This window comes from Azohydromonas sp. (assembly GCF_035325925.1).
GTDB lineage: Bacteria > Pseudomonadota > Gammaproteobacteria > Burkholderiales > Burkholderiaceae_C > Calidifontimicrobium.
The window spans coordinates 49,576-72,821 of record NZ_DAOKZA010000010.1; the positions used below are offsets into that span (position 1 = coordinate 49,576).

General features: G+C 71.9%; 22 protein-coding genes. 15 read left to right on the forward strand and 7 right to left on the reverse strand.

Features of this window, described 5'->3' with window-relative positions; all coding sequences use genetic code 11:
- Genes gatB through gatC form a run of 3 tightly spaced genes read right to left on the reverse strand, consistent with a single transcriptional unit; the run spans position 1 to position 3,280 of the window.
- Positions 1–1,452, reverse strand: a complete 1,452-nt coding sequence (gene gatB, locus PKC53_RS05630) for an Asp-tRNA(Asn)/Glu-tRNA(Gln) amidotransferase subunit GatB (protein ID WP_324427176.1) — start codon at positions 1,450–1,452, stop codon at positions 1–3.
- Complete coding sequence (gatA, locus tag PKC53_RS05635; RefSeq protein WP_324427178.1) at positions 1,449–2,984, reverse strand: Asp-tRNA(Asn)/Glu-tRNA(Gln) amidotransferase subunit GatA; 1,536 nt, start codon at positions 2,982–2,984, stop codon at positions 1,449–1,451. Before gatA ends, gatB begins: the two co-directional genes overlap by 4 nt.
- Positions 2,981–3,280, reverse strand: coding sequence for an Asp-tRNA(Asn)/Glu-tRNA(Gln) amidotransferase subunit GatC (gatC, locus tag PKC53_RS05640; protein ID WP_324427180.1), 300 nt, complete (start codon positions 3,278–3,280; stop codon positions 2,981–2,983). The genes gatA and gatC overlap by 4 nt, the downstream gene beginning before the upstream one ends.
- Before the next feature lie 288 nt (positions 3,281–3,568).
- Between gatC and PKC53_RS05645 the strand changes: the two genes are divergently transcribed.
- Genes PKC53_RS05645 through rodA form a run of 5 tightly spaced genes read left to right on the forward strand, consistent with a single transcriptional unit; the run spans position 3,569 to position 9,268 of the window.
- Positions 3,569–4,612 carry a rod shape-determining protein gene (locus PKC53_RS05645; protein WP_324427182.1) on the forward strand — a complete coding sequence of 348 codons (1,044 nt, stop codon included), beginning with the start codon at positions 3,569–3,571 and terminating at the stop codon, positions 4,610–4,612.
- Between the two features lie 33 nt (positions 4,613–4,645).
- A complete protein-coding gene (gene mreC, locus PKC53_RS05650) occupies positions 4,646–5,563 on the forward strand; it encodes a rod shape-determining protein MreC (RefSeq protein ID WP_324427184.1) in 918 nt (305 codons plus the stop codon).
- Positions 5,560–6,081, forward strand: coding sequence for a rod shape-determining protein MreD (gene mreD / locus PKC53_RS05655; RefSeq protein ID WP_324427186.1), 522 nt, complete (start codon positions 5,560–5,562; stop codon positions 6,079–6,081). Before mreC ends, mreD begins: the two co-directional genes overlap by 4 nt.
- Positions 6,082–6,099: 18 nt before the next feature.
- On the forward strand, positions 6,100–8,094 hold the full coding sequence (gene mrdA, locus PKC53_RS05660) for a penicillin-binding protein 2 (RefSeq protein WP_324427188.1): 1,995 nt from the start codon (positions 6,100–6,102) through the stop codon (positions 8,092–8,094).
- A 19-nt stretch (positions 8,095–8,113) separates the two neighbouring features.
- Positions 8,114–9,268, forward strand: a complete 1,155-nt coding sequence (rodA, locus tag PKC53_RS05665; protein WP_324427189.1) for a rod shape-determining protein RodA — start codon at positions 8,114–8,116, stop codon at positions 9,266–9,268.
- A gap of 18 nt (positions 9,269–9,286) precedes the next feature.
- On the opposite strand, the gene PKC53_RS05670 is transcribed toward rodA, so the two are convergent.
- Positions 9,287–10,771 (reverse strand): sensor histidine kinase N-terminal domain-containing protein, encoded by a 1,485-nt coding sequence (locus tag PKC53_RS05670; RefSeq protein WP_324427191.1) that lies wholly within the window; start codon positions 10,769–10,771, stop codon positions 9,287–9,289.
- A 37-nt stretch (positions 10,772–10,808) separates the two neighbouring features.
- On the reverse strand, positions 10,809–11,480 hold the full coding sequence (locus PKC53_RS05675) for a response regulator transcription factor (protein ID WP_324427193.1): 672 nt from the start codon (positions 11,478–11,480) through the stop codon (positions 10,809–10,811).
- A 138-nt stretch (positions 11,481–11,618) separates the two neighbouring features.
- Between PKC53_RS05675 and recA the strand changes: the two genes are divergently transcribed.
- The 10 genes from recA (at position 11,619) to PKC53_RS05725 (ending at position 20,479) form a co-directional block, all read left to right on the forward strand.
- On the forward strand, positions 11,619–12,656 hold the full coding sequence (gene recA / locus PKC53_RS05680) for a recombinase RecA (RefSeq protein ID WP_324427195.1): 1,038 nt from the start codon (positions 11,619–11,621) through the stop codon (positions 12,654–12,656).
- A gap of 28 nt (positions 12,657–12,684) precedes the next feature.
- Complete coding sequence (locus tag PKC53_RS05685; RefSeq protein WP_324427197.1) at positions 12,685–13,179, forward strand: regulatory protein RecX; 495 nt, start codon at positions 12,685–12,687, stop codon at positions 13,177–13,179.
- A 113-nt stretch (positions 13,180–13,292) separates the two neighbouring features.
- A complete protein-coding gene (locus tag PKC53_RS05690) occupies positions 13,293–13,898 on the forward strand; it encodes a DUF2889 domain-containing protein (protein WP_324427199.1) in 606 nt (201 codons plus the stop codon).
- 43 nt (positions 13,899–13,941) lie between these two features.
- Positions 13,942–15,117: an ADP-forming succinate--CoA ligase subunit beta gene (sucC, locus tag PKC53_RS05695; protein ID WP_324427201.1), complete on the forward strand. Its 1,176-nt coding sequence runs from the start codon at positions 13,942–13,944 to the stop codon at positions 15,115–15,117.
- Positions 15,118–15,208: 91 nt separating this feature from the next.
- Positions 15,209–16,102, forward strand: a complete 894-nt coding sequence (gene sucD, locus PKC53_RS05700) for a succinate--CoA ligase subunit alpha (protein ID WP_324427203.1) — start codon at positions 15,209–15,211, stop codon at positions 16,100–16,102.
- A 135-nt stretch (positions 16,103–16,237) separates the two neighbouring features.
- Positions 16,238–16,975: a TerC family protein gene (locus tag PKC53_RS05705; RefSeq protein ID WP_324427205.1), complete on the forward strand. Its 738-nt coding sequence runs from the start codon at positions 16,238–16,240 to the stop codon at positions 16,973–16,975.
- 28 nt (positions 16,976–17,003) lie between these two features.
- Complete coding sequence (locus PKC53_RS05710; protein WP_324427207.1) at positions 17,004–17,852, forward strand: serine/threonine-protein kinase; 849 nt, start codon at positions 17,004–17,006, stop codon at positions 17,850–17,852.
- Positions 17,853–17,967: 115 nt separating this feature from the next.
- Positions 17,968–18,750 carry a Stp1/IreP family PP2C-type Ser/Thr phosphatase gene (locus tag PKC53_RS05715; protein WP_324427209.1) on the forward strand — a complete coding sequence of 261 codons (783 nt, stop codon included), beginning with the start codon at positions 17,968–17,970 and terminating at the stop codon, positions 18,748–18,750.
- A gap of 67 nt (positions 18,751–18,817) precedes the next feature.
- Positions 18,818–19,480: an FHA domain-containing protein gene (locus PKC53_RS05720; RefSeq protein WP_324427266.1), complete on the forward strand. Its 663-nt coding sequence runs from the start codon at positions 18,818–18,820 to the stop codon at positions 19,478–19,480.
- Positions 19,481–19,696: 216 nt separating this feature from the next.
- The gene (locus tag PKC53_RS05725) at positions 19,697–20,479 is read left to right on the forward strand and encodes a 3',5'-cyclic-nucleotide phosphodiesterase (protein WP_324427211.1); all 783 of its coding nucleotides are present in this window, start codon (positions 19,697–19,699) and stop codon (positions 20,477–20,479) included.
- Positions 20,480–20,482: 3 nt separating this feature from the next.
- Here the strand turns inward: PKC53_RS05725 and PKC53_RS05730 are convergent, their stop codons facing one another.
- Positions 20,483–21,736, reverse strand: a complete 1,254-nt coding sequence (locus tag PKC53_RS05730) for a THUMP domain-containing protein (RefSeq protein WP_324427213.1) — start codon at positions 21,734–21,736, stop codon at positions 20,483–20,485.
- Positions 21,733–23,226 (reverse strand): RNA polymerase factor sigma-54, encoded by a 1,494-nt coding sequence (locus PKC53_RS05735; RefSeq protein ID WP_324427215.1) that lies wholly within the window; start codon positions 23,224–23,226, stop codon positions 21,733–21,735. The genes PKC53_RS05730 and PKC53_RS05735 overlap by 4 nt, the downstream gene beginning before the upstream one ends.
- Between the last annotated feature and the right edge of the window lie 20 nt (positions 23,227–23,246).

Genomic DNA, 23,246 nt, shown 5'->3' on the forward strand with positions numbered 1-23,246 from the left:
TCAGCCGGCCAGCCGCCGGCGCAGCACGTCGTTGACCTGCGCCGGGTTGGCCTTGCCCTTGCTCGCCTTCATGACCTGACCGACCAGCGCGTTGAAGGCCTTGTCCTTGCCTGCGCGGAACTCCTCGACCGACCTCGGGTTCGCCGCGAGCACCTGGTCGACGATCGCCTCGAGCGCGCCGGCGTCGTTCATCTGGCGCAGGCCCTTGGCCTCGATGAGCGCGTCGACGTCGCCGCCTTCGCCGCTCCACAGCGCGTCGAACACCTGGCGCGCCGCGTTGTGGGACACCGTGCCGTCGACGACGCGGCCGATCAGCGCGGCCAGCGTGGCCGGCACCACCGGTGCAGCGTCGATTTCGCGCTGCTCGGCGTTCAGCCGCTTGCTGATCTCGCCGGCGAGCCAGTTGGCCACCGTCTTCGGCTGGCCGCAGGCGTCGCGCGCTGCCTCGTAGTAGCGCGAGAAGGCGAGGCTTTGGGTCATCAGCGCCGCCGCGTCGGCGCCCAGGCCGTCGTCGCGCTGGAAGCGTTCGGCCATCGCCGCCGGCAGCTCGGGCATCGCCGCGCGCACGCGCTCGACCCAGTCGGGCGGGATGACCAGCGGCGGCAGGTCGGGGTCGGGGAAGTAGCGGTAGTCGTGCGCGTCTTCCTTGGTGCGCATCGCGCGTGTCTCGCCGCTGGCGGGGTCGAACAGCACGGTGGCCTGCTCGATCGCCAGCCCGTCTTCGAGGCGCTCAATCTGCCACTGCACCTCGAAGTCGATCGCCTGCTGCAGGAAGCGGAAGCTGTTGAGGTTCTTGATCTCGCGCCGCGTGCCGAACGGCTGCCCCGGCTTGCGCACAGAGACGTTGGCGTCGCAGCGGAAGCTGCCTTCTTGCATGTTGCCGTCGCAGATGCCCAGCCACACCACCAGCGCGTGCAGCGCCTTGGCGTAGGCGGCGGCCTCGGCGCTGGAGCGCATGTCGGGCTCGGAGACGATCTCCAGCAGCGGCGTGCCGGCGCGGTTGAGGTCGATGCCGGTGAGGCCGTGGAAGTCCTCGTGCAGGCTCTTGCCGGCGTCCTCCTCGAGGTGCGCACGCGTCAGGCGCACAGTGCGCGACTGCGCGTCGAGCACGAAACCGACCTGGCCGCCCTGCACCACCGGGATCTCGTACTGGCTGATCTGGTAGCCCTTGGGCAGGTCGGGGTAGAAGTAGTTCTTGCGCGCGAAGATCGACAGCGGCGCGACCTTCGCACCCACCGCGAGCCCGAAGCGGATCGCGCGCTCGACCGCACCGCGGTTGAGCACCGGCAACGTGCCCGGCAGCGCCAGGTCGACCGCGCAGGCCTGCGTGTTCGGCGCGGCGCCGAAGCGCGTCGACGCGCCGCTGAAGATCTTGCTCTCGGTGGACAACTGCGCGTGCGTCTCGAGGCCGATCACGACCTCCCACCCGCGCACCAGCGCCGGCGCGGTCATGCGCCCGCCTCCGCCGGCGCGCGCCGATGGAAGTCGGTGGCCTGCTGGAACGCGTGCGCAGCCTGCAGCAGCACGCCCTCCTGGAAGTGGTTGCCGATCAGCTGCAGCCCCACCGGCAACTGGCGCCCGTCGGTCTGCGTGGCGAAGCCGGCAGGCACGCTCATGCCGGGCAGCCCCGCCAGGCTCGCCGGCAGCGTGAAGATGTCGGCCAGGTAGGCCTTGACCGGGTCGTCGGCACCCTCGCCGAGTCTCCACGCCACCGTCGGCGCGACCGGCCCGGCGACGACGTCGCACTGCGCGAAGCACTGGCGGAAGTCGTCGGCGATCATGCGCCGCAGCTTCTGCGCCTGCAGGTAGTAGGCGTCGTAGTAGCCGTGCGACAGCACGTAGGTGCCGATCATGATGCGGCGCTTGACCTCGGGCCCGAAACCCTCGGCGCGCGTCTTCTTGTACATGTCGACCAGATCCTCGTACTGCGCCGCGCGGTGGCCGTAGCGCACGCCGTCGAAGCGCGACAGGTTCGAACTCGCCTCGGCCGGCGCGATGATGTAGTAGACGGGGATCGACAGCTCGGTGCGCGGCAGGCTGACGTCGACCAGCGTCGCGCCGAGCCGCTCGAACACGGCCAGCGCGGCGCGCACGGCGCCGCCGACGTCGGCGGCCAGCGCCGCGGGAAAGAACTCCCGCGGCAGCCCGATGCGCAAGCCGGCCAGCGGCCGGCCGGCGGTGGCGCCGTCGCGCCGGCGCAGCAACTCGGCGTGGAAGTCCTGCGGGGCACGCTGCGCGCTGGTGCTGTCGCGCGCGTCGAAGCCGCTCATCGCCGACAGCAGCAGCGCGCAGTCTTCGGCGCTGCGTGCCAGCACCCCGGCCTGGTCGAGGCTCGAGGCGAAGGCGATCATGCCGTAGCGCGAGCACACGCCGTAGGTCGGCTTGATGCCGGTGACGCCGCAGAAGCTCGCCGGCTGGCGGATCGAGCCGCCGGTGTCGGTGCCGGTGGCCGCCGGCAGCAGCCGCGCCGCCACCGCGGCGGCCGACCCGCCCGACGAACCGCCGGGCACGCGCGCGCTGTCCCAGGGGTTGCGTGCCGGGCCGAAGGCCGAGTTCTCGTTGGCCGAACCCATCGCGAACTCGTCGCAGTTGAGCTTGCCCAGCGTCACGGCGCCGGCGCCCGGGCCCTCGCCCGGCACCCCGGTGCCGAGCCGCGCGACGACGGTGGCGTCGAACGGGCTGCGGTAGCCGGCGAGCATCTTCGAGCCGGCGGTGGTCGGCAGGTCGCGCGTGACGAAGACGTCCTTGTGCGCGATCGGCACGCCGGTCAGCGCTGTAGCGTCGCCGCGGGCGCGCCGTGCGTCGGCGTCGCGCGCGGCGGCCAGCGCCGCGTCGGCGTCGACGGCGAGGAAGGCGCCGAGATGTTCGTGCGCTGCAATGCGTGCAAGCAGATGTTGCGTCAATTCGGCGCTCGACAGCTCACGCCGGTCGAGCGCACGCGCGATCCCGGCCACGCCGAGGCGATGCGGCGCATCCGCACTCATTCGATGACCTTCGGCACCAGGTACAGCCCGTCCTCGACCGTCGGCGCGCTGCGCTGGTTGGCCTCGCGCGCGTCGGGCTCGGTGACCACGTCGTCGCGCAGGCGCAGCTCGACTGCGGCCACTGCCGACAGCGGCGTGTACAGCGGCTCGACGCCGGCGGTGTCGACCGCGCTCATGCGCTCGACGATCGAGAAGAAGCCGTTGAGCTGCGCGAGCATCGCGGCGCGCTCTTCGGCGTGCAGTTCGAGCCGCGCCAGGTGGGCGATGCGGCTCACGTCTTCGGAGGTCAGGGCCATCGGGAAATTGCTGTGCTGAAGTGGCCCGTTCAGGCCCGCGCGGCTGTCGTCCACGAGGAACGATGGGGTATTATCTCGCGCCAGTCAGGGCCCACCGCAGGCGTGCGTGCCACCGTACCGCACGGGCGCAGGCGGCGGGCTTTTTTCGTATCCGGTTGACCCCGGCCGGCCTTCGGCCCGAACCGCCCCCACACCCACCGCCCGCGATGCCGTCGACCCCCCGAGCCGCGGCCGCCCGGCGCCGCTGAGCGTCGCTCCTCCGCCCATCGCATCGCCCCCTGCGCCCCCATGTTCGAATCCATTCGTCGCTACTTCTCGACGGACCTCGCCATCGACCTCGGTACCGCCAACACGCTGATCTACGTGCGCGGCAAGGGCATCGTGCTCGACGAGCCTTCGGTGGTGGCGATCCGCCACGAGGGCGGCCCCAGCGGCAAGAAGACGATCCAGGCCGTCGGCGCCGAGGCCAAGGCCATGCTCGGCAAGGTGCCCGGCAACATCGAGGCGATCCGCCCGATGAAGGACGGCGTGATCGCCGACTTCACCGTCACCGAGCAGATGCTCAAGCAGTTCATCAAGATGGTGCACCCGCGCTCGATGATGAAACCGAGCCCGCGCATCATCATCTGCGTGCCTTGCGGGTCGACGCAGGTCGAACGTCGTGCGATCCGCGAATCGGCGCTGGGCGCCGGCGCAAGCGAGGTCTACCTGATCGAGGAGCCGATGGCCGCGGCGATCGGCGCCGGGCTGCCGGTGTCGGAGGCCTCCGGCTCGATGGTGGTCGACATCGGCGGCGGCACGACCGAGGTCGGCGTCATCAGCCTCGGCGGCATGGTCTACAAGGGGTCGGTGCGCGTCGGCGGCGACAAGTTCGACGAGGCGATCATCAACTACATCCGGCGCAACTACGGCATGCTCATCGGCGAGCCGACCGCCGAGGCGATCAAGAAGCAGATCGGCAGCGCGTTCCCCGGCAGCGAGGTCAAGGAGATGGAGGTCAAGGGACGCAACCTCAGCGAAGGCGTGCCGCGCAGCTTCACGATCAGCTCCAACGAGATCCTCGAGGCGCTGACCGACCCGCTGAACCAGATCGTCTCGAGCGTGAAGAACGCGCTCGAGCAGACACCGCCCGAGCTCGGCGCCGACATCGCCGAGCGCGGCATGATGCTCACCGGCGGCGGCGCGCTGCTGCGCGACCTCGACCGCCTGCTCGCCGAGGAGACCGGGCTGCCGGTGCTCGTCGCTGAGGACCCGCTGACCTGCGTCGTGCGCGGCTGCGGCATGGCGCTCGAGCGCATGGAGCGGCTCGGCTCGATCTTCACCTACGAGTAAGCGCCGCCCCCGGGCGCCGGCGCGCCGCGCACCATGCCGCTGGGCACGCTCGACCGCACCCCGCCGCCGTTCTTCCGCCAGGGCTACTCCGCCCTCACCCGGCTCGTGTTTTTCTCGTCGCTCGCGGTGTTCCTGATGGTCGCCGACACGCGCTTCGAGGTGGTGCAGCACCTGCGCGCGGCGATCGCCACGGTGCTGCACCCGGTGCAGCTCGCGCTGCGCGTGCCGGTCGAGATGGTCGCCGGCGGGCGCGACTACCTGCAGGGGCTGCAGCACGCGCTGGCCGCCGAGCGCAGCGCGCAGCAGCAGCTCGCCGCGCAGGCCGCTGCGCTGGCGCGCGCCGGTCAGCTCGAGGCCGAGAACCAGGCGCTGCGCGGCCTGCTCGCGCTGGGGCCGGCGGTGGCGCCGCGCGCCACTGCCGCCGAGGTCCTGTACGAGGCCGCCGACCCGTTCTCGCGCAAGCTGTTCGTCGACCGCGGCGCGACGCACGGCATCCGCGCCGGTGCGCCGGTGCTCGCCGCGCAGGGCGTGCTCGGCCAGGTCACGCGCGTGTACCCGCTGGCCAGCGAGGTCACGCTGCTGGTCGACAAGGACGCCGCGATCCCGGTGCTCAACCGCCGCACGCGGCAGCGCAGCGTGGCCTACGGCGGCCCGTCGCGCGGCAGCGCGATGGAGCTGCGCTTCGTGCCCGGCAACGCCGACGTGATGCCGGGCGACGAGCTCGAGACCTCGGGCGTCGACGGCGTGTACCCGCCGGGGCTGGCGGTGGCGCGCGTGACCAGCGTCGAGCGGCTGGCCGAAGGCGGCTTCGCACGCGTGCGGCTCGTGCCCGCCGCCGCGCCCGACGGCGTGCGCCACGTCCTGCTGCTCGATCCGCTGGGCACGCTGATGCCGCCGCGCCCCGCCACCGAGGCACGCGACGACGCCGCCCCACGAGCGCCGGGCCCATGATCCTGCCGCGCGCCACCGACCAGCTGCTGCTGCCGGCCAACCCCTGGTTCATCGCGCTGTCGCTGCTCGTCGCACTCGCGCTGAACCTGCTGCCGCTGGGGCGCGTGCCGGCGATGCCCGACGTGGTCGCGCTGGCGCTGGTGTTCTGGAACGTGCACCAGCCGCGGCGTGTCGGCGTGGGCATCGCGTTCGTGCTCGGGCTGGCGATGGACGTGCACGAGGCCAGCCTGCTGGGCCAGCACGCGCTGGCGTACACGCTGCTGTCGTACTTCGCGATCACGATCCACCGCCGGCTGCTGTGGTTCGGCGTGTGGTCGCAGATGCTGCAGGTCGCGCCGCTGCTGTTCGCCGCCACCGCGGTGTCGACGCTGGTGCGGCTGGCCGCCGGCGACGGCTTCGCCGGCTGGAGCCTGTTCGCCGCGCCGCTGATCGAGACGGCGCTGTGGCCGCTGGCGAGCTGGGTGCTGCTGGCCCCGCAGCGCCGACCGCCCGATCCGGACGAAAATCGGCCCCTGTGACCGACGCGCCGTCGCCGCATGGCTGAGCTGAAGAACGTCGAGCTCGAGCTCGACCGCTTCCGCCACCGCGTGTTCGCCGCGGTCGCCTTCGTGCTGCTGGGCTTCTCGCTGCTCGTCGCACGCATGGTCCACCTGCAGGTGATCCGGCACGACGAGCTGTCCACGCGCGCCGAGAGCAACCGCATCGCGGTGCTGCCGGTGGTGCCCGACCGCGGGCTGATCGTCGACCGCCACGGCGTGGTGCTGGCGAGCAACTACTCGGCCTACACGCTGGAGATCACGCCGTCGAAGGTCGACGACGTCGACGCGACGATCGACGCGCTGGCCGAGCTGGTCGAGATCCGCACCAGCGACCGGCGGCGCTTCAAGCGCCTGCGCGAGGAGGGCAAGAGCTTCGACTCGATCCCGATCCGCACCAAGCTCAGCGACGAGGAGGTCGCGCGTTTCGTCGCGCAGCGCTGGCGCTTCCCCGGCGTCGAGGTCAACGCGCGGCTGTTCCGCCACTACCCGCTCGGCGAGGTGGGTTCGCACCTGATCGGCTACATCGGCCGCATCAACGCCGCCGAGAAGAAGGCGATGGAGGACTGGGACGACGAGGTGCAGGCCAACTACCGCGGCACCGAGCACATCGGCAAGCTCGGCCTCGAGCAGAGCTACGAGGCGGTGCTGCACGGCGTCACCGGCTTCGCCGAGGTCGAGACCACCGCCGGCGGGCGCGCGGTGCGCCAGTTGCGCGCGACGCCGGCGACGCCGGGCCACACGCTGGCGCTGTCGGTGGACATCAAGCTGCAGGCGCTGGTCGAGCAGCTGTACGGCGACCGGCGCGGCGCGCTGGTCGCGCTCGACCCGCGCAACGGCGAGGTGCTGGCCTTCGTCAGCAAGCCCACGTTCGACCCGAACCTGTTCGTCGACGGCATCGACCACGACTCGTGGCGCGAGCTCAACGAGAGCATCGACAAGCCGCTGCTCAACCGCGCGCTGCGCGGCACCTACCCGCCGGGCTCGACGTTCAAGCCGTTCATGGCGATGGCCGCGCTGAACAGCGGCAAGCGCAGCGCCGACGTGGTCGTGCACGACGGCGGCAGCTTCATGTTCGGCAACCACCGCTTCCGCAGCCACGGCGACAAGGGGCTGGGTCCGGTGGACATGCGCCGCTCGATCGTCAAGTCGAGCAACGTCTACTACTACTCGCTGGCCAACGAGATGGGCGTCGACCTGATGCACCGCGAGCTGTCGCCGTTCGGCTTCGGCGCGCGCACCGAGATCGACCTGGTCGGCGAGGCCACCGGCGTGCTGCCGTCGACCGAGTGGAAGCGGCGCGCCTACCGGCGCCCCGAGCAGCAGAAGTGGTACGCCGGCGAGACGATCTCGCTGGGCATCGGCCAGGGCTACAACAACTTCACGGTGCTGCAGCTGGCCAAGGCCACGGCGACGCTGGTCTCGGGCGGCCAGCGTTTCCGCCCGCGCCTGGTGCGCGAGATCGAGAACGTGGTCGACGGCAGCCGGCGCACCGTGGCCGGCGACGCGCTCGAGCCGCTGCCGCTGGCGCCCGAGCACGTGCGACTGATCCGCGACGCGATGCACGACGTGACGCAGGAGGGCACGTCGACGCGCGTGTTCGCCGGCGCGCCGTACGCGAGCGGCGGCAAGACCGGCACCGCGCAGGCGGTGGGCGTGCGCCAGAACGAGAAGTACAACGCCGCCAAGCTCGCCGAGCATCAGCGCGACCACTCGCTGTACGTGGCGTTCGCGCCGGTCGACGCGCCGACCATCGCGCTGGCGGTGGTGGTCGAGAACGCCGGCTTCGGCGCCGCCGCGGCGGCGCCGATCGCGCGCCGCGTGTTCGACTACTGGCTCGCGGGCCTGTACCCGAGCGAGGAGGACATCGCGCTGACGCGCGAGGGCCGAAGCGCCGCGCCGGTCGGCACGCCGCGCCGCGCCGCCGACGTGCCGCTGCCGGGCGGCGCGACCGCCGCGGCGGCGCAGCTCGCGATGCAGGGGTCGTCTCGATGAACGCGCGCAGGGTCGTGCCGTGAACGCGGTCATCGAGCGGCCGTCGCCCTGGCAGCGCCTGCAGCCGGTGCTGCTGGCCTTCGACCCGTGGCTGCTGCTCGCAGTGGCGCTGCTGGCCGCCGCCGGGCTGGTGGCGATGTACTCGGCGGGCTTCGACCACGGCGCGCGGTTTTCCGGGCACCTGCGCAACATGGGCGTCGGCCTGGCGGTGCTGCTGGTCGTCTCGCAGGTGCCGCCGCAGCGGCTGATGGCGCTGTCCGTGCCGCTGTACGCGGTCGGTGTCGCGCTGCTGGTGGCCACGCTGCTGTTCGGCATCACGAAGAAGGGCGCGACGCGCTGGCTCGACGTGGGCATCGTGATCCAGCCCAGCGAGCTGATGAAGCTCGCGGTGCCGCTGATCCTGGCGTGGTGGTTCGACAAGCGCGAGGGCCAGATGCGCGCCGCCGACTTCGTCGTCGCCACGGGGTTGCTGCTGCTGCCGTTCGCGCTGATCGTCAAGCAGCCGGACCTCGGCACGTCGCTGCTGGTGCTGTCGGCCGGGCTGTTCGTGCTCTTCTTTGCCGGCCTGCCGTGGCGGCTGATCGTGCCGGTGCTGGCGCTGGGCGCGGCGGGCATCGTCGCGCTGGTGGTCTTCGGCGACACGATGTGCCAGCCCGAGGTCGACTGGAAGGTGCTGCGCGAATACCAGAAGCACCGCGTGTGCACGCTGCTCGACCCGGCGTCCGACCCGCTGGGCAAGGGCTTCCACGTGATCCAGGGGATGATCGCGATCGGCTCGGGCGGGCTGTGGGGCAAGGGCTTCATGAACGGCACGCAGACGCACCTGGAGTTCATCCCCGAACGCACCAGCGACTTCATCTTCGCCGCGGTGGCCGAGGAGTTCGGCCTGGCCGGCGTGGTCGCGCTGCTGCTGGGCTTCGGCTTCCTCATCGTGCGCGGGCTGGCGATCGCCGCCGAGGCGCCGACGGTGTTCTCGCGCCTGCTCGCCGGCGCGGTGTCGCTGACCTTCTTCACCTACGTGTTCGTCAACATCGGCATGGTCAGCGGCATCCTGCCGGTGGTCGGCGTGCCGTTGCCCTTCGTCAGCTACGGCGGGACCGCGATGGTCACGCTCGGCTTCGGCCTGGGTATCCTGCTGTCGATCGCGAGGAGCCGGCGGCTGATGCAGAGCTGAGCCGCCGCGGCGCGCACCTCAGGTCACCGCGCCGGCCGCGCCTTCGTCGCCGACCACCGGGAAGCGCACCGTGAACCGCGTGCCCGGGCCGTGCGGCGCCGACCCGCGCGGCTGCGTGTCCTCGACGGTCAGCGTGGCGCCGTGCTGCGCGGCGATCTCGCGCACGATCGCCAGCCCGAGCCCGCTGCCGTCGACGTTCGTGCCCAGCGCGCGGTAGAAGGGCTGGAACACCAGCTCGCGCTCGCCCTCGGGGATGCCGGGGCCGGTGTCCTCGACCTGCAGCACCGCGACCTGGCCGAACGGGTCGGCGAGCACGCGCACCGTCACGGTGCCGCCGGCGGGCGTGTACTGCAGCGCGTTGTCGACCAGGTTGCGGATCAACTCGCGCACCAGCACCGGCTGGCCACGCATCATCGGCACGCCCTCCGCCGGCGCCGGCCCCTCGTAGCCCAGGTCGATGCGCTTCTCGATCGCCTTGGGCACGAAGTCCTCGACGGTCTCGACGGCCAGCTGCGCGAGGTTGAAGCGCTGCTGGCGCAGCGCCTGCTCGCGGTCCTCGGCGCGCGCCATCGCCAGCAGCTGATTGACCATGTGCGCGGCGCGCTGGCTCGACAGCGCGATCTGCTGCAGCGAACGCTTGACCGACTGCGCGTTGCCGCCGGCGTCGATCTCGCGCTGCGCCAGTTCGGCCTGCGTGCGCAGCCCGGCCAGCGGCGTCTTCAGCTGGTGCGCCGCGTCGGCCAGGAAGTGCTTCTGCGCGCCGATCGAGTGGTCCAGCCGTGCCAGCAGGTCGTTGATCGCGCGCACCAGCGGCGTCACCTCCTCGGGCGCCTCGCGCTCCTCGATCGGGCTGAGGTCGTGCGCCTCGCGCTGGCGGATGCGCTGCTGCAGCGCGTTCAGCGGCGCCAGCCCGCGCCCCAGCGCCAGCCACACCAGCACCACCGCGACCGGCAGGATCACGAACTGCGGCAGGATCACGCCCTTGATGATCTCGGTGGCCAGCCGCGAGCGCCGGTCCAGCGTCTCGGCCACCTGCACCAGCGGCGGCTGTTCGGCCCCTTCGAGCGGCAGCGTGACCCACAGGTAGGCCACGCGCACCGACTCGTCCTGCACGACGTCGTCGCGGAACTTCAGCGCGCCCGGCTCGACCGGCACGCCCACCGGCACCGGCAGCACGCGGTCGCCGGCCACCAGCTCGCCGCGCAGGCCGAGCACCTGATAGTAGATGGCGCCGCCCTCCTCGCCGCGCAGCACGTCGGCCACGGTCGACGTCAACCCTGGCGGCAGCCGGATCTCGCGCGGCGCCTCGGCCTTCAGCACGATGCGCTGCGCGATGTGGCGCGCCAGTTCGCCCAGGTCGCGGTCGTACGGGCGGTTGGCGATGCCCTGCGCGACGACCCAGGTCACGCCCATGCTCATCGGCCACAGCAGCAGCAGCGGCGCGAGCATCCAGTCGAGGATCTCGCCGAGCAGCGAGCGCTGCTCGGGCAGTCGGGTGGCCATCGTGCGAGCGAGGATAGCCGCGGCGCCGGGCGTCGATTCAGCCGGGGATCTTCTCGAGGCAGTAGCCCAGCCCGCGCACGGTGGCGATGCGGATCGGCCCCTGCTCGATCTTCTTGCGCAGGCGGTGGATGTAGACCTCGATCGCGTTGTTGCTGACTTCCTCGCCCCACTCGCACAGCCGCTCGACGAGCTGGTCCTTGCTGACCAGCCGCCCCGAGCGCTGCAGCAGCACCTCGAGCAGGCTCAGCTCGCGCGCCGACAGCTCGATCATCTGGTCGTTGATGTAGGCCACCCGGCCGGTGGCGTCGAAGCTCAGCGGGCCGTGCTTGATGATGCTCGACGCGGTGCCCAGGCCACGGCGCGTCAGCGCGCGCACGCGCGCCTCGAGCTCGGCCAGCGAGAACGGCTTGGCCATGTAGTCGTCGGCGCCCAGGTCGAGCCCCTTGACACGCTGCTCGACGCTGTCGGCCGCGGTCAGGATCAGCACCGGCACGCTGCTGCCTCGCGCGCGCAGCTTGCGCAACACCTCGAGGCCGTGCAGCTTCGGCAAGCCCAGGTCGAGGATCACGCAATCGAACTCGTGCGACGCGAGCGCCGCGTCGGCCTCGCTGCCGCTGCTGACCTGATCGACGGCGTAGCCGGCGCTGCGCAGCGAGCGCAGCAACCCGTCGGCGAGCACCTGGTCGTCCTCGGCAATCAGTATGCGCATCGCGTCGTCTCCCCCGCGGTCGCGTCGCAATGCGCGCCCTGCGCACCCATTCTAGGGATTCGCCCGCGTTGACGCACACCCGATACTGTACGAACATCCAGTTGTGCCACAATCGCGACGATGAAACCGGAGAAGACCATGGATGCCCCCGTCAAGGCGCTGAACACCGAGAAGGCCAAGGCCCTGCAGGCCGCGCTGGCGCAAATCGAGAAGCAGTTCGGCAAGGGTTCGATCATGCGCCTGGGCGAGGGCGAGAAGATCGAGGACATCCAGGTCGTGTCCACCGGCTCGCTGGGGCTGGACATCGCGCTGGGCGTCGGCGGGCTGCCGCGCGGACGCGTGATCGAGATCTACGGCCCCGAAAGCTCGGGCAAGACGACGCTGACGCTGCAGGTCATCGCCGAGATGCAGAAGCAGGCCGGGGTGTGCGCCTTCATCGACGCCGAGCACGCCCTCGACGTGCAGTACGCGCAGAGGCTCGGTGTGAACCTTCAAGACCTGCTGATCAGCCAGCCGGACACCGGCGAGCAGGCGCTGGAGATCGTCGACGCGCTGGTGCGCTCGGGCTCGGTCGACCTGATCGTCATCGACTCGGTGGCCGCGCTGACGCCCAAGGCCGAACTCGAGGGCGAGATGGGCGACAGCCTGCCCGGCCTGCAGGCGCGGCTGATGAGCCAGGCACTGCGCAAGCTGACCGCGACGATCAAGAAGACCAACTGCATGGTCATCTTCATCAACCAGATCCGCATGAAGATCGGCGTCATGTTCGGCAACCCCGAGACGACCACCGGCGGCAACGCGCTGAAGTTCTACGCCTCGGTGCGGCTGGACATCCGGCGCACCGGCAGCATCAAGCGCGGCGACGAGGTGATCGGCAGCGAAACCAAGGTCAAGGTCGTGAAGAACAAGGTCGCCCCGCCGTTCAAGACCGCCGAGTTCGACATCCTCTACGGCGAGGGCATCAGCCGCGAGGGCGAGATCGTCGACATGGGGGTGGCGGCCAAGGTGCTCGACAAGAGCGGTGCCTGGTACGCCTACAACGGCGAGAAGATCGGTCAGGGCAAGGACAACGCGCGCGAGTTCCTGCGCGAGAACGCCGACCTGGCGTACGAGATCGAGAACAAGGTGCGCGAGGCGATGGGCATCCCGCTGCTGCCCGCCGCCACCGCCGGGTAGGCCCGCGCGCTCGGCGCGCGCCGCCGCGATGCCCGCGCTGTCGCTGAAGGCACGCGCGCTGCAATGGCTGGCGCAGCGTGACCATAGCCGCAGCGAATTGCGCGGCAAGCTGCTGCGCCTTGCCGCGGCGGCGCGGCGCGCCGGCAGCCCGCCCGACGACGACGACCCGGCGGCCCGGGCCGCCGAGGTCGACGCCTTGCTCGACGAGCTGCAGCGCCAGGGCTGGCTCGACGAGCGGCGCTTCGTCGAGTCGCGCGTCAACACCCGCGCGCCGCGCTTCGGCAACGTGCGCATCCGCAGCGAACTGTCCCGCCTGGGCGTGAGCCTCGACGCCGACGCCGACGCGGCGCTGCGCGCCAGCGAGGTCGAGCGCGCGCGCGCGGTGTGGGCGCGCAAGTACCAGGCGCGCGCGCCGGCCGACGCCGCCGAACGGGCGCGCCAGATGCGCTTTCTCGCCGGGCGCGGGTTCTCGGCCGAGGTGATCCGCCGCGTCGTTCCGACCCTCGGCGCCGACGACGACTGACACCACCGCGCCCACCGGGCGGCCCAGGGGCGCGTGCTACATTTCGGCGCGTTTTCCGCCCGCGCCGGCCCTTCGCCTGCAGTCCGAAGGCCTCTCGGCGCGCCGCGTCCGCCATGCCGCTGCCTCCCGCCTGCCCGTCGCGCCAGCCCAAGCACCGCCGTTCGATCGACGTGCAGGTGTTCGCCCGCGACGACGGCCTGTGGGAGGTGGACGCGACGCTCATCGACACGAAAACGCGCGACGTGCCGCTCGGTGGCGGCGTGCGCCGCGCCGGCGAGCCGATCCACGACATGCTGCTACGGCTCGTCGTCGACCGCGCGCTCAACGTCGTCGCCGCCGGCTCGCACACGCAGGGCATGCCCTACGCCGGCGAATGCGACCGCCACGACGACGCCTACGCCCGGCTGGTCGGCCTGAACCTCGGCCGCGGCTTCCGCCGCGCGCTGCTCGAGCGCGTCGGCGGCGTGCGCGGCTGCACCCACCTGACCGAGTTGGCGCAGGTGCTGCCCACCGCGGTGATCCAGGCCTTCGCCGGCGACGTCATCGACACCCGCGCCGACCGGCCCGGCGACCCGCGCCCGTTCCAGATCGACCGCTGCCACGCGCTGCGCGAGTCGGGCGACGTGGTGCGCGTGCATTTCCCGCGCTGGTACCGTCAGCCTGACGCCAAGAACGACGCCGACAATGCGCCGTCGATGCCGGCCACCACGCCGGCCTGACGCGGCCGCCGCCCCTTTCGTCCCTCCACTGCCCAGCCCGCCCATGAAGATCCACGAATACCAAGGCAAGGACATCCTGCGCCAGTTCACCGTGCCGGTGCCGCGCGGCGTGCCCGCTTTCACGGTGCAGGAAGCGGTCGAGGCCGCACAGAAGCTCGGCGGCAGCGTGTGGGTGGTCAAGGCGCAGATCCACGCGGGCGGCCGCGGCAAGGGCGGCGGCGTCAAGCTCGCGCGCTCGGTCGACGAGGTGAAGGCGCTGGCCGGGCAGATTCTGGGCATGCAGCTGGTCACGCACCAGACCGGCCCCGGCGGCCAGAAGGTGCGCCGGCTGCTGATCGAGGAAGGCGCCGACATCAAGAAGGAGTACTACGTCGCCGCGCTGACCGACCGCGCCACGCAGAAGGTCGCGATGATGGCCAGCAGCGAGGGGGGCATGGACATCGAGGAGGTCGCGCACCGCACGCCGGAGAAGATCATCAAGGTCTTCGCCGACCCGCTGACCGGGCTGACCGACGCGCAGGCGCTGGAGCTGGCGCGCGGCATCGGCGTGCCCGAGGCGAGCCAGGCCGAGGCGGTGACGCTGTTCAAGAACCTGTACCGCTGCTACATGGACACCGACGCGTCGCTGGCCGAGATCAACCCGCTGATCCTCGAGGGCAACGGCCACCTGAAGGCGCTCGACGCGAAGTTCAACTTCGACAGCAACGCGCTGTTCCGCCACCCCGAGATCGTCGCCATGCGCGACCTCGACGAGGAGGACCCGGCCGAGATCGAGGCGAGCAAGTTCGACCTCAGCTACATCAGCCTCGACGGCAACATCGGCTGCCTGGTCAACGGCGCGGGCCTGGCGATGGCGACGATGGACACCATCAAGCTGTTCGGCGGCGAGCCGGCGAACTTCCTCGACGTCGGCGGTGGCGCCACGGCCGAGAAGGTCACCGAGGCGTTCAAGATCATGCTGCGCAACCCGAACGTCAAGGGCATCCTGGTCAACATCTTCGGCGGCATCATGCGCTGCGACACCATCGCCGAAGGCGTGATCGCGGCGTGCAAGGCGGTGCACCTGTCGATTCCGCTGGTCGTGCGCATGAAGGGCACGAACGAGGACCTGGGCAAGAAGATGCTGGCCGACTCGGGCCTGCCGATCATCAGCGCCGACACGATGGCCGAGGCCGCGACGAAGATCGTCGAGTCCGTGTCCCTCCCCCGGAGCGCCTGACGGCGCTCCCCCTCAAGGGGGCGCCGCCAGCGGCCCGGCCAAGCCGGTTCCGCGGCGTCCGCTTGGATCGAAATCCGACTTCGAGGTCCGTATGAGCATCCTGATCAACAAGGACACCCGCGTCATCACGCAGGGCATCACCGGCAAGACCGGGCAGTTCCACACCCGCATGTGCCGCGACTACGCGAACGGCAGGAACTGCTTCGTCGCCGGCGTCAACCCGAAGAAGGCCGGCGAGGACTTCGAGGGCATCCCGATCTATGCCAGCGTCAAGGACGCCAAGGCGTCCACCGGCGCCACCGTCAGCGTGATCTACGTGCCACCTGCGGGCGCCGCGGCGGCGATCTGGGAGGCGGTCGAAGCCGACCTGGACCTGGCGATCTGCATCACCGAGGGCATCCCGATCCGCGACATGCTCGAGGTGCGCAACCGCATGAAGGCCAAGGAGGCCGCCGGCGGCAAGCGCACGCTGCTGCTCGGGCCGAACTGCCCGGGCACGATCACGCCCGAGGAGATCAAGATCGGGATCATGCCCGGCCACATCCACCGCAAGGGCCGCATCGGCGTGGTCAGCCGCTCGGGCACGCTGACCTACGAGGCCGTGGCCCAGCTCACCGAGATCGGCCTCGGCCAGAGCAGCGCGGTGGGCATCGGCGGCGACCCGATCAACGGGTTGAAGCACATCGACGTGATGCAGATGTTCAACGACGACCCCGACACCGACGCGGTGATCATGATCGGCGAGATCGGTGGCCCCGACGAGGCCGAGGCGGCGCGCTGGTGCAAGGCGAACATGCGCAAGCCGGTGGTGGGCTTCATCGCCGGCGTCACCGCGCCACCGGGCAAGCGCATGGGCCACGCCGGCGCGCTGATCTCGGGCGGTGCCGACACCGCCGACGCCAAGCTCGCGATCATGGAGGAGTGCGGCTTCAAGGTCACGCGCAACCCGTCGGAGATGGGCCGGCTGCTGAAGTCGCTGATCTGAGCGCACACCGCGCCTCGCGCGACGGGCCGTCTGCGGGCGGCCCGTCGCGTTGCGGCGCCGCCGCTCTGTAGTTTTACGCACCGCCAGGCGGTACCGCGGCCCCTACACTGGCGGCCGAGTCTTCGGAGATCCCGGATGGAAGAGTTCTTGACCCCCGCGTTCTGGGTCGCGGTCGGGCAGATCATCATGATCGACATCCTGCTCGGTGGCGACAATGCGGTCGTCATTGCGCTGGCGTGTCGCCGGCTGCCGGCCAGGCAGCGCACCGCCGGCATCCTGTGGGGCACGGCGGGCGCGATCGGGCTGCGCGTGATCCTGATCTTCTTCGCGCTGACGCTGCTGGCGATTCCGTTCCTGAAGCTGGTCGGCGCCGCGCTGCTGGTGTGGATCGGCATCAAGCTGCTGGTGCCCGAGCACGAAGACGCCCACGGCAGCATCGAGGCCAGCGACAAGCTGTGGGCCGCGGTGAAGACGGTGATCGTCGCCGACCTCGTGATGAGCGTCGACAACGTCATCGCGATCGCCGGCGCCGCGCAGGGCGCCGGCGAGGGCCACCAGATGCCGCTGGTGATCTTCGGCCTGCTGGTCAGCATCCCGATCATCGTCTGGGGCAGCCAGCTGGTGATCAAGCTGATGGACCGCTTCCCGATCATCATCACGCTCGGCGGCATGCTGCTGGGCTGGATCGCCGGCACGATGGCGGTGTCCGACCCTGCGGTGGTCAGCCCCGACGCCTGGACCTGGGTGCCCAAGGTTCCGCAGACCGACGTCGTGAAGTACGCCGCCGGCGTCGCCGGTGCGCTGCTCGTGCTCGGCTGGGGCAAGTGGATCGCGTCGCGCCGGCCCGAACCGGCCTCCGACGCGACGGCCTGAGCGCGCCGGGTCGCCGCCACGCCGCCGCGTGAGCCCGCGCGACCGTCTGCTTGCCGCCGGATCGACGTTCGCGGGCCTGCGCGTCGCGCGCGTGCTCGCCCGCGGTGCCACCGGGGTGCTGTACCTGGCGGTCGACGCGGACTCGCGCGCGCTGGCACTGAAGGTGCTCACGCCGCACACCGCCGGTGACGACGACGCGACCGCGCTCGCCGAACGCTTTGCCCGCGAGGCCGAGGTGCTTCGCCGGCTGCGCCACCCGGCGATCGTCGAGGTCCACGCAGCCGGCGTGGAGCAGCAGCGCGCGTACCTGGCGATGACGCTGTTGCCCGGCGGCGACTTGCGCCGCCACGCCCGTGCGGCGCGGCTGCTGCCCGAGGCACTGGTGCTGCGGCTGGGCGCCGAGGTCGCCGACGCGCTGGCGCACGCCCACGCGCAGGGTGTCGTGCACCGCGACCTGAAGCCGGCCAACCTGGTGTTCGACGCCGCGTCGCGGCGCGTGTGGGTCACCGACTTCGGCGTCGCTCGCATGCTCGACGCCCATCGCACGCGCAGCGGCGTGCTGCTGGGCACGCCGGCGTTCATGCCGCCCGAGCAGCTCGCCGGCGCGGCGGCCGGCCCGGCCGGCGACGTCTACGCGCTCGGCGTCACGCTGTTCCAACTGCTCAGCGGCGAGCTGCCGCACGACGGCGCGACGCTCGGTGCCCTGCTGCAGGCGGTGGCGCGCGGGGCGCCGCGCTCGCTGGGCAAGCTGCGCCCCGACCTGCCGGCGGCGCTGGCCGCCTTCGTGGCCGAACTGACGCACCCCGACCCGGCGTCGCGCCCCGGCGCGACCGCGGCGGCCGAGCGGCTCGCGTCGCTGCAGGCGCTGGTGCGCTGAGGCCGCCGCGTCGACCGCCCCGGCAAACCCGGGGGGCGTCCGGTCGGCCGGACGCGGCACAATCGCGCTCCTCGGCGCTGCCAGCGCCACCGTCGCCGTGCCCCGCCGTGCCCCCATGAACGTCGAGTTCTTCGCCGCCATCGACAAGGGGCGCCAGCGCGACAACAACGAGGACGCGGTCGCGCTCGACGAGGACAACGCGCTCGCGGTGCTCGCCGACGGCATGGGCGGCTACAACGCCGGCGAGGTGGCCAGCGGCATGGCGACCTCGTTCATCCGCAGCGAGCTCGGGCGTTGGCTGCACGATGCCGGCGCGGCCGCCGACGCCGACGTGCGCCGCGCGATGGACATCTGCGTGGACAACGCCAACCGCGCGATCTTCAACGCCGCCAACGCCAACCCGCACTACGCCGGCATGGGCACCACGCTGGTGGTCGCGGTGTTCCGCGGCCCCCGCCTGCTGGTCGGCCACGTCGGCGACTCGCGCGCCTACCGGCTGCGCGGCGGCCGCCTGCAGCAGATCACGCGCGACCACTCGCTGCTGCAGGAACAGATCGACGCCGGCGTGATCTCGCCAGAGCAGGCGGCCTTTTCGGCGCAGCGCAACCTGGTCACGCGCGCGGTGGGTATCGAGGACACCGTGCTGCTCGAGACCCACCTGCACGAGGTGCTGCCGGGCGACCTGTACCTGCTGTGCTCCGACGGGCTGTCGGACATGCTCGACGACGCGACGCTCGTGCAACTGTTGAGATCGCACGAATTGCTCGCCGACGCGGGGCGCGCACTGATCGACGCGGCCAACGACGCCGGTGGAAAGGATAATATTTCGCTGGTTCTGGCCCGGGTGGCCGGCCAGCCGCAGGTGGGTCGTTCGTCGTGGTGGCCGTTCAGGCGCTGAACGCGCGATCGACGCCGCGCGCCGTTGGGAAGTGCTGGAAGATCCGCTACGACAAGAGGTCATGCGCATGGGCAAGCTGGTCGTCTCCCTCGACGGTGTCGTGATCAAGGAAGTGCAGATCACGAAGGACAAGACCACCCTCGGCCGGCGCCCGTACAACGACATCGTCATCGACAACCTCGCCGTCAGCGGCGAGCATGCGGTGCTGCAGATGGCCGGGCCCGACGTGTTCATCGAGGACCTGAACTCGACGAACGGCACCTACATCAACGGCAAGGCGGTCAAGAAGCAGCTGCTGGCGCACAACGACACGATCGAGATCGGCAAGTACAAGATCAAGTACCTGGTCGACAACGGCACCGACTACGAGCACACGATGGTCATCCGCCCCGGCGCCGCGCCGGGGCCGGCGTTCGCCGCGTCGCGCCCGGCCGGCGGCTCGGGGTTCGGGTCGCTCGCCGCGCCGGTGGGCCCGGCGTCGATCCGCGTGCTCAACGGTGCCGCCGCCGGGCGCGAGGTGGCGCTGACCAAGGTCGTGACCACGGTGGGCAAGCCCGGCGTGCAGGTCGCGTCGATCACCAAGCGGCCGGTCGGCTACGTGCTGGCGCACGTCGAGGGCAGCTCGCGCCCCAGCATCAACGGCGCCGCGCTGGCCGGCGACTCGGTGCAGCTGAAAAACGGCGACGTCATCGAACTGGCCGGCACGCAGATGCAGTTCGTTCAGGCCTGAACGCCCGCCGGGCGCGACGTGAACATCTCACGGCGGCGCCGGCGCGGTGATCGGCGGGCGACGAGCCGCGTGGCGCATGCACGCCGGCCTCTTGTGCACCCGAGGCCGGCGTCGCAACATCGCCCGATGCCTGCCCTGTTCTCGCCGCGCGCGCCCGCAGAGGTCCGGCCGCGGGACCGCGACCTGCCGGGCGCGGGCGCGGGCGCCGCGCAGGACATGACGATCCGCGTCCTCGGCTGCTCCGGCTCGATCGCCGCGGGCAGCCGCACCACCGCCTTCCTCGTCGACGACGATCTGCTCGTCGACGCCGGTACCGGTGTGGGCGACCTCACGCTCGACGAACTGCTGCGCATCGACCACATCGTCGTCAGCCACTCGCACCTCGACCACGTGCTGTCGATCGGCCTGCTCGCCGACACGGTGTCGCGCCGTCGCCGCGCCGCCGATCGCGCGCCGATCGAGGTGCACGCGCTGCCCGCGACGATCGCGGCGCTGCGCACCCACGTGTTCAACGGCGTGATCTGGCCCGACTTCAGCCGGCTGCCCAACCCCGAACGGCCGGTGCTGCGCTTCGTGCCGTTCGACGTCGGTGAGGTGCTGCGCTTCGGCGCGCGCCGCGTCGAGGTGCTCGGCGCAGCGCACACCGTTCCGGCGGTCGGCTTCGCGATCGCGCCGGCCGAAGGCGCGCCGGCATGGGTGTTCAGCGGCGACACCGGGCCGAACCCGGCGCTGTGGCAGCGGCTGCGCCAGATGTCGGTGGCACACCTCGTGATCGAGACCGCGTTCGGCGACGAGGACGCTGCGCTGGCCGAGATCAGCGGCCACCTCAGCCCGCGCACGCTGGCCGGCGAGCTGGCGCAGCTCGGCGCGCCGACCGACGTGCACATCACGCACATCAAGCCCGGCGAAGTCGACACCGTGATGGCGCAGGTCGCGGCGCTGGGGCTGCCGCACCGCGTGCACGCGCTGGCCAGCGGGCAGCGCCTGACGCTGCGCTGAACCTCAGCCCGCGTCGGGTCGCGCGCGCGGGCGCGCCGAGCCGGCCACCATGTCGAAGCGGAACAGCCGGCACTCGATCGGGCCGTTCCACATCGGCACGCGGCGCGTCGCCTTCAGCCGCATCAGCCCCGGCAGCTGCAGCTCGGGGCTGAGCACCCAGGCGGTCCAGCCCGCGTAGTGGCGCTTCCAGTGCGCCGCCAGCGCGGCGAAGAACTCGCCCGCCGACGCCGCCCGCTCGAAGCCTTCGCGCGCGCTGCCGCGGCCCTTGGGGGCGATGCGCTCGCCGTACGGCGGGTTGAGCATCAGCACGCCGGCGTCGGCCGGCGCCGGGCGCTGCAGCGCGTCGGCGGCCTTGAAGGCGATTGCCTCGCCGACGCCGGCGCGGCGCGCGTTGCGCGCGGCGAAGTCGGTCATGCGAAACGACACGTCGCCGGCGTGCACCGCCACCGCGGGCGCGTGCACGCGCTCGCGCGCGGCGCGGCGCATCGCCTGCCACGCCGCGGCGTGCGCGCGAAACGGCGCCAGGCGCTCGAACGCGAAGTGCCGCTGCAGGCCGGGCGCGATGCCGCACGCCAGCTGCGCGGCCTCGATCGCGATCGTGCCGGCGCCGCAGCACGGGTCGAACAGCGGCGGGTCGTCGGCGCGCCCGTGCCAGCCGGCGGCGGCGAGCATCGCGGCGGCCAGCGTCTCCTTCAGCGGCGCCTCGCCCTTGACCTCCTGGCCGGCGGCGCCGGCGTCGCGCCAGCCGCGCTTGAACAGCGCCTCGCCCGAGGTGTCGACGTACAGCGTGGCTTGGCGCTCGCCCAGGTGCAGCAGCAGCGGCAGGTCGGGCGCGCGCGTGTCGACGCCGGGTCGCGCGCCGGTGGCCTCGCGCAGCGCGTCGCACACCGCGTCCTTGATGCGCAGCGCCGCGAAGTGCAGGCTGCGCAGTGGCGCGGCGCGCGCGCTGGTGTCCACACGCAGCGTGTGCTGGGGCCCGATCCAGTCGGCCCAGCGCACGCGCCGTGCCAGCGCGTACAGGTCGTCCTCGTCGCGGTAGTCGCCGGCGGCCAGCGGCCACAGCACGCGTTGCGCGAGTCGGCTGCCCAGGTTCAGGCGCATCGCCGCCGATTCGTCGCCGTGCACGGTGACCCCGCCGCGGCCGGGCTCGACCGCCGCGTCGGCACCGAGCAGCCGGTGGCACTCGTCGACGAGCAGCGCCTCGGTGCCGCCGGCGCAGGGCAGGAACAGCGCGGCGCCGGTGCGCGCGGGGTTCACAGCGCCTTGCGCAGGTTGGCCGGCGCGATCTTCAGCGCCTCGCGGTACTTGGCCACCGTGCGCCGCGCCACCTGGATGCCCTGCTCCTCGAGCATCTTGCCGAGCTGGCTGTCCGACAGCGGGCGCGCGGCGTCCTCGGCAGCGACGAACTGCTTGATCAGCGCGCGCACCGCGGTGCTCGACGCGTTGCCGCCCGCGTCGGTGGCCAGCGACGAACCGAAGAAGTACTTCAGCTCGAAGGTGCCGAACGGGGTGGCCATGTACTTGGCGGTGGTCACGCGCGAGATCGTGCTCTCGTGCAGGCCGAGCTCGTCGGCGATCTCGCGCAGCACCAGCGGCTTCATCGCGATCGCGCCGTGGCTGAAGAAGTTCTTCTGCCGCTCGACGATCGCGCTGGACACGCGCAGGATGGTGTCGAAGCGCTGCTGCACGTTCTTCATGAACCAGCGCGCCTCCTGCAGCCGCGTCGACAGCCCGGCGCCGGTGCCGTTGCGCTGGCCGCGAATCGCCTGCGCGTAGAGGTCGTTGATGCGCAGGCGCGGCATCACGTCGGGGTTGAGCACGCACTTCCAGCCGCGCCCGCTCCTCACGACGATCACGTCGGGCACCACGATGTTCGCCTCGGCGCGGGAGAACGGCCGCCCGGGCTTGGGTTCGCACGCCACGATCAGCGACTGCGCCTGCCGGATCAGCTCGTCGTCGGCACCGGTCACGGCCATCAGCCGCCTGACGTCGCGCCGCGCCAGCAGCTCGAGGTGCTGCTCGCAGATCGCCAGCGCGACCGCGCGCGCCGGCGTGTCGGGCCGCTCGCGCAGCTGCAGCTGCAGGCACTCGCGCAGGTCGCGTGCGCCGACGCCGCAGGGCTCCATCGCCTGCAGCCAGTGCAGCGCGCAGCGCAGCCGCGCCAGCAGCTCGTCGCGGACCTCGTCGTCGTCGCCGGCGAGCTGCCGCGCGATGTCGTCGAGCGCGTCGGCAAGGTAGCCGTCGTCGTCGAGCGAGTCGATGAGCGCCTCGACCGCCGCCGCGTCCTCGGCCGACAGCCGCATGCCCGCGAGCTGGCGGCGCAGGTGGGCGGCCAGCGTGTCGCCGCCGCCGCCTTGCTGCGGCTCGAAGTCGGCGTCGTCGCCGGCGCCCGGCGGCGTCTCGCGGATGCCGTCGAAGTCGTCGCCCTCGGTGCCGTTGGCCCAGTCCTCGCGTTCGGTCGCGCCGGCCTCGTCGCGGTCGATGCCGGCCGGCTCGTCGTTGTCGACGCGGCCGTCGGTGTCGTCGCGCTCGGCGGCGGGCGTGGGCACCGCGGCGGCGGTGTCGAGCGAGGCCTCGAACGGCGTCGGCACCTCGTCGTCGAGCTCGATGAACGGGTTGGCCTCGAGCATCTGCTCGACTTCCTGGTGCAGCTCGAGCGTCGACAGCTGCAGCAGCCGGATCGACTGCTGCAGCTGCGGCGTCAGCGCCAGGTGTTGCGACAGCCGGACCTGCAGTGACGGCTTCATGCTCATGGCGACGGCGCGGC

Coding starts and splice junctions, on each gene's coding strand:
- gatB (WP_324427176.1), bottom strand. CDS start 1,452: ATGACCGCGCCGGCGCTGGTGCGCGGGTGGGAGGTCGTGATCGGCCTC.
- gatA (WP_324427178.1), bottom strand. CDS start 2,984: ATGAGTGCGGATGCGCCGCATCGCCTCGGCGTGGCCGGGATCGCGCGT.
- gatC (WP_324427180.1), bottom strand. CDS start 3,280: ATGGCCCTGACCTCCGAAGACGTGAGCCGCATCGCCCACCTGGCGCGG.
- PKC53_RS05645 (WP_324427182.1), top strand. CDS start 3,569: ATGTTCGAATCCATTCGTCGCTACTTCTCGACGGACCTCGCCATCGAC.
- mreC (WP_324427184.1), top strand. CDS start 4,646: ATGCCGCTGGGCACGCTCGACCGCACCCCGCCGCCGTTCTTCCGCCAG.
- mreD (WP_324427186.1), top strand. CDS start 5,560: ATGATCCTGCCGCGCGCCACCGACCAGCTGCTGCTGCCGGCCAACCCC.
- mrdA (WP_324427188.1), top strand. CDS start 6,100: ATGGCTGAGCTGAAGAACGTCGAGCTCGAGCTCGACCGCTTCCGCCAC.
- PKC53_RS05670 (WP_324427191.1), bottom strand. CDS start 10,771: ATGGCCACCCGACTGCCCGAGCAGCGCTCGCTGCTCGGCGAGATCCTC.
- PKC53_RS05675 (WP_324427193.1), bottom strand. CDS start 11,480: ATGCGCATACTGATTGCCGAGGACGACCAGGTGCTCGCCGACGGGTTG.
- recA (WP_324427195.1), top strand. CDS start 11,619: ATGGATGCCCCCGTCAAGGCGCTGAACACCGAGAAGGCCAAGGCCCTG.
- PKC53_RS05685 (WP_324427197.1), top strand. CDS start 12,685: ATGCCCGCGCTGTCGCTGAAGGCACGCGCGCTGCAATGGCTGGCGCAG.
- PKC53_RS05690 (WP_324427199.1), top strand. CDS start 13,293: ATGCCGCTGCCTCCCGCCTGCCCGTCGCGCCAGCCCAAGCACCGCCGT.
- sucC (WP_324427201.1), top strand. CDS start 13,942: ATGAAGATCCACGAATACCAAGGCAAGGACATCCTGCGCCAGTTCACC.
- sucD (WP_324427203.1), top strand. CDS start 15,209: ATGAGCATCCTGATCAACAAGGACACCCGCGTCATCACGCAGGGCATC.
- PKC53_RS05705 (WP_324427205.1), top strand. CDS start 16,238: ATGGAAGAGTTCTTGACCCCCGCGTTCTGGGTCGCGGTCGGGCAGATC.
- PKC53_RS05715 (WP_324427209.1), top strand. CDS start 17,968: ATGAACGTCGAGTTCTTCGCCGCCATCGACAAGGGGCGCCAGCGCGAC.
- PKC53_RS05720 (WP_324427266.1), top strand. CDS start 18,818: ATGGGCAAGCTGGTCGTCTCCCTCGACGGTGTCGTGATCAAGGAAGTG.
- PKC53_RS05725 (WP_324427211.1), top strand. CDS start 19,697: ATGACGATCCGCGTCCTCGGCTGCTCCGGCTCGATCGCCGCGGGCAGC.
- PKC53_RS05735 (WP_324427215.1), bottom strand. CDS start 23,226: ATGAAGCCGTCACTGCAGGTCCGGCTGTCGCAACACCTGGCGCTGACG.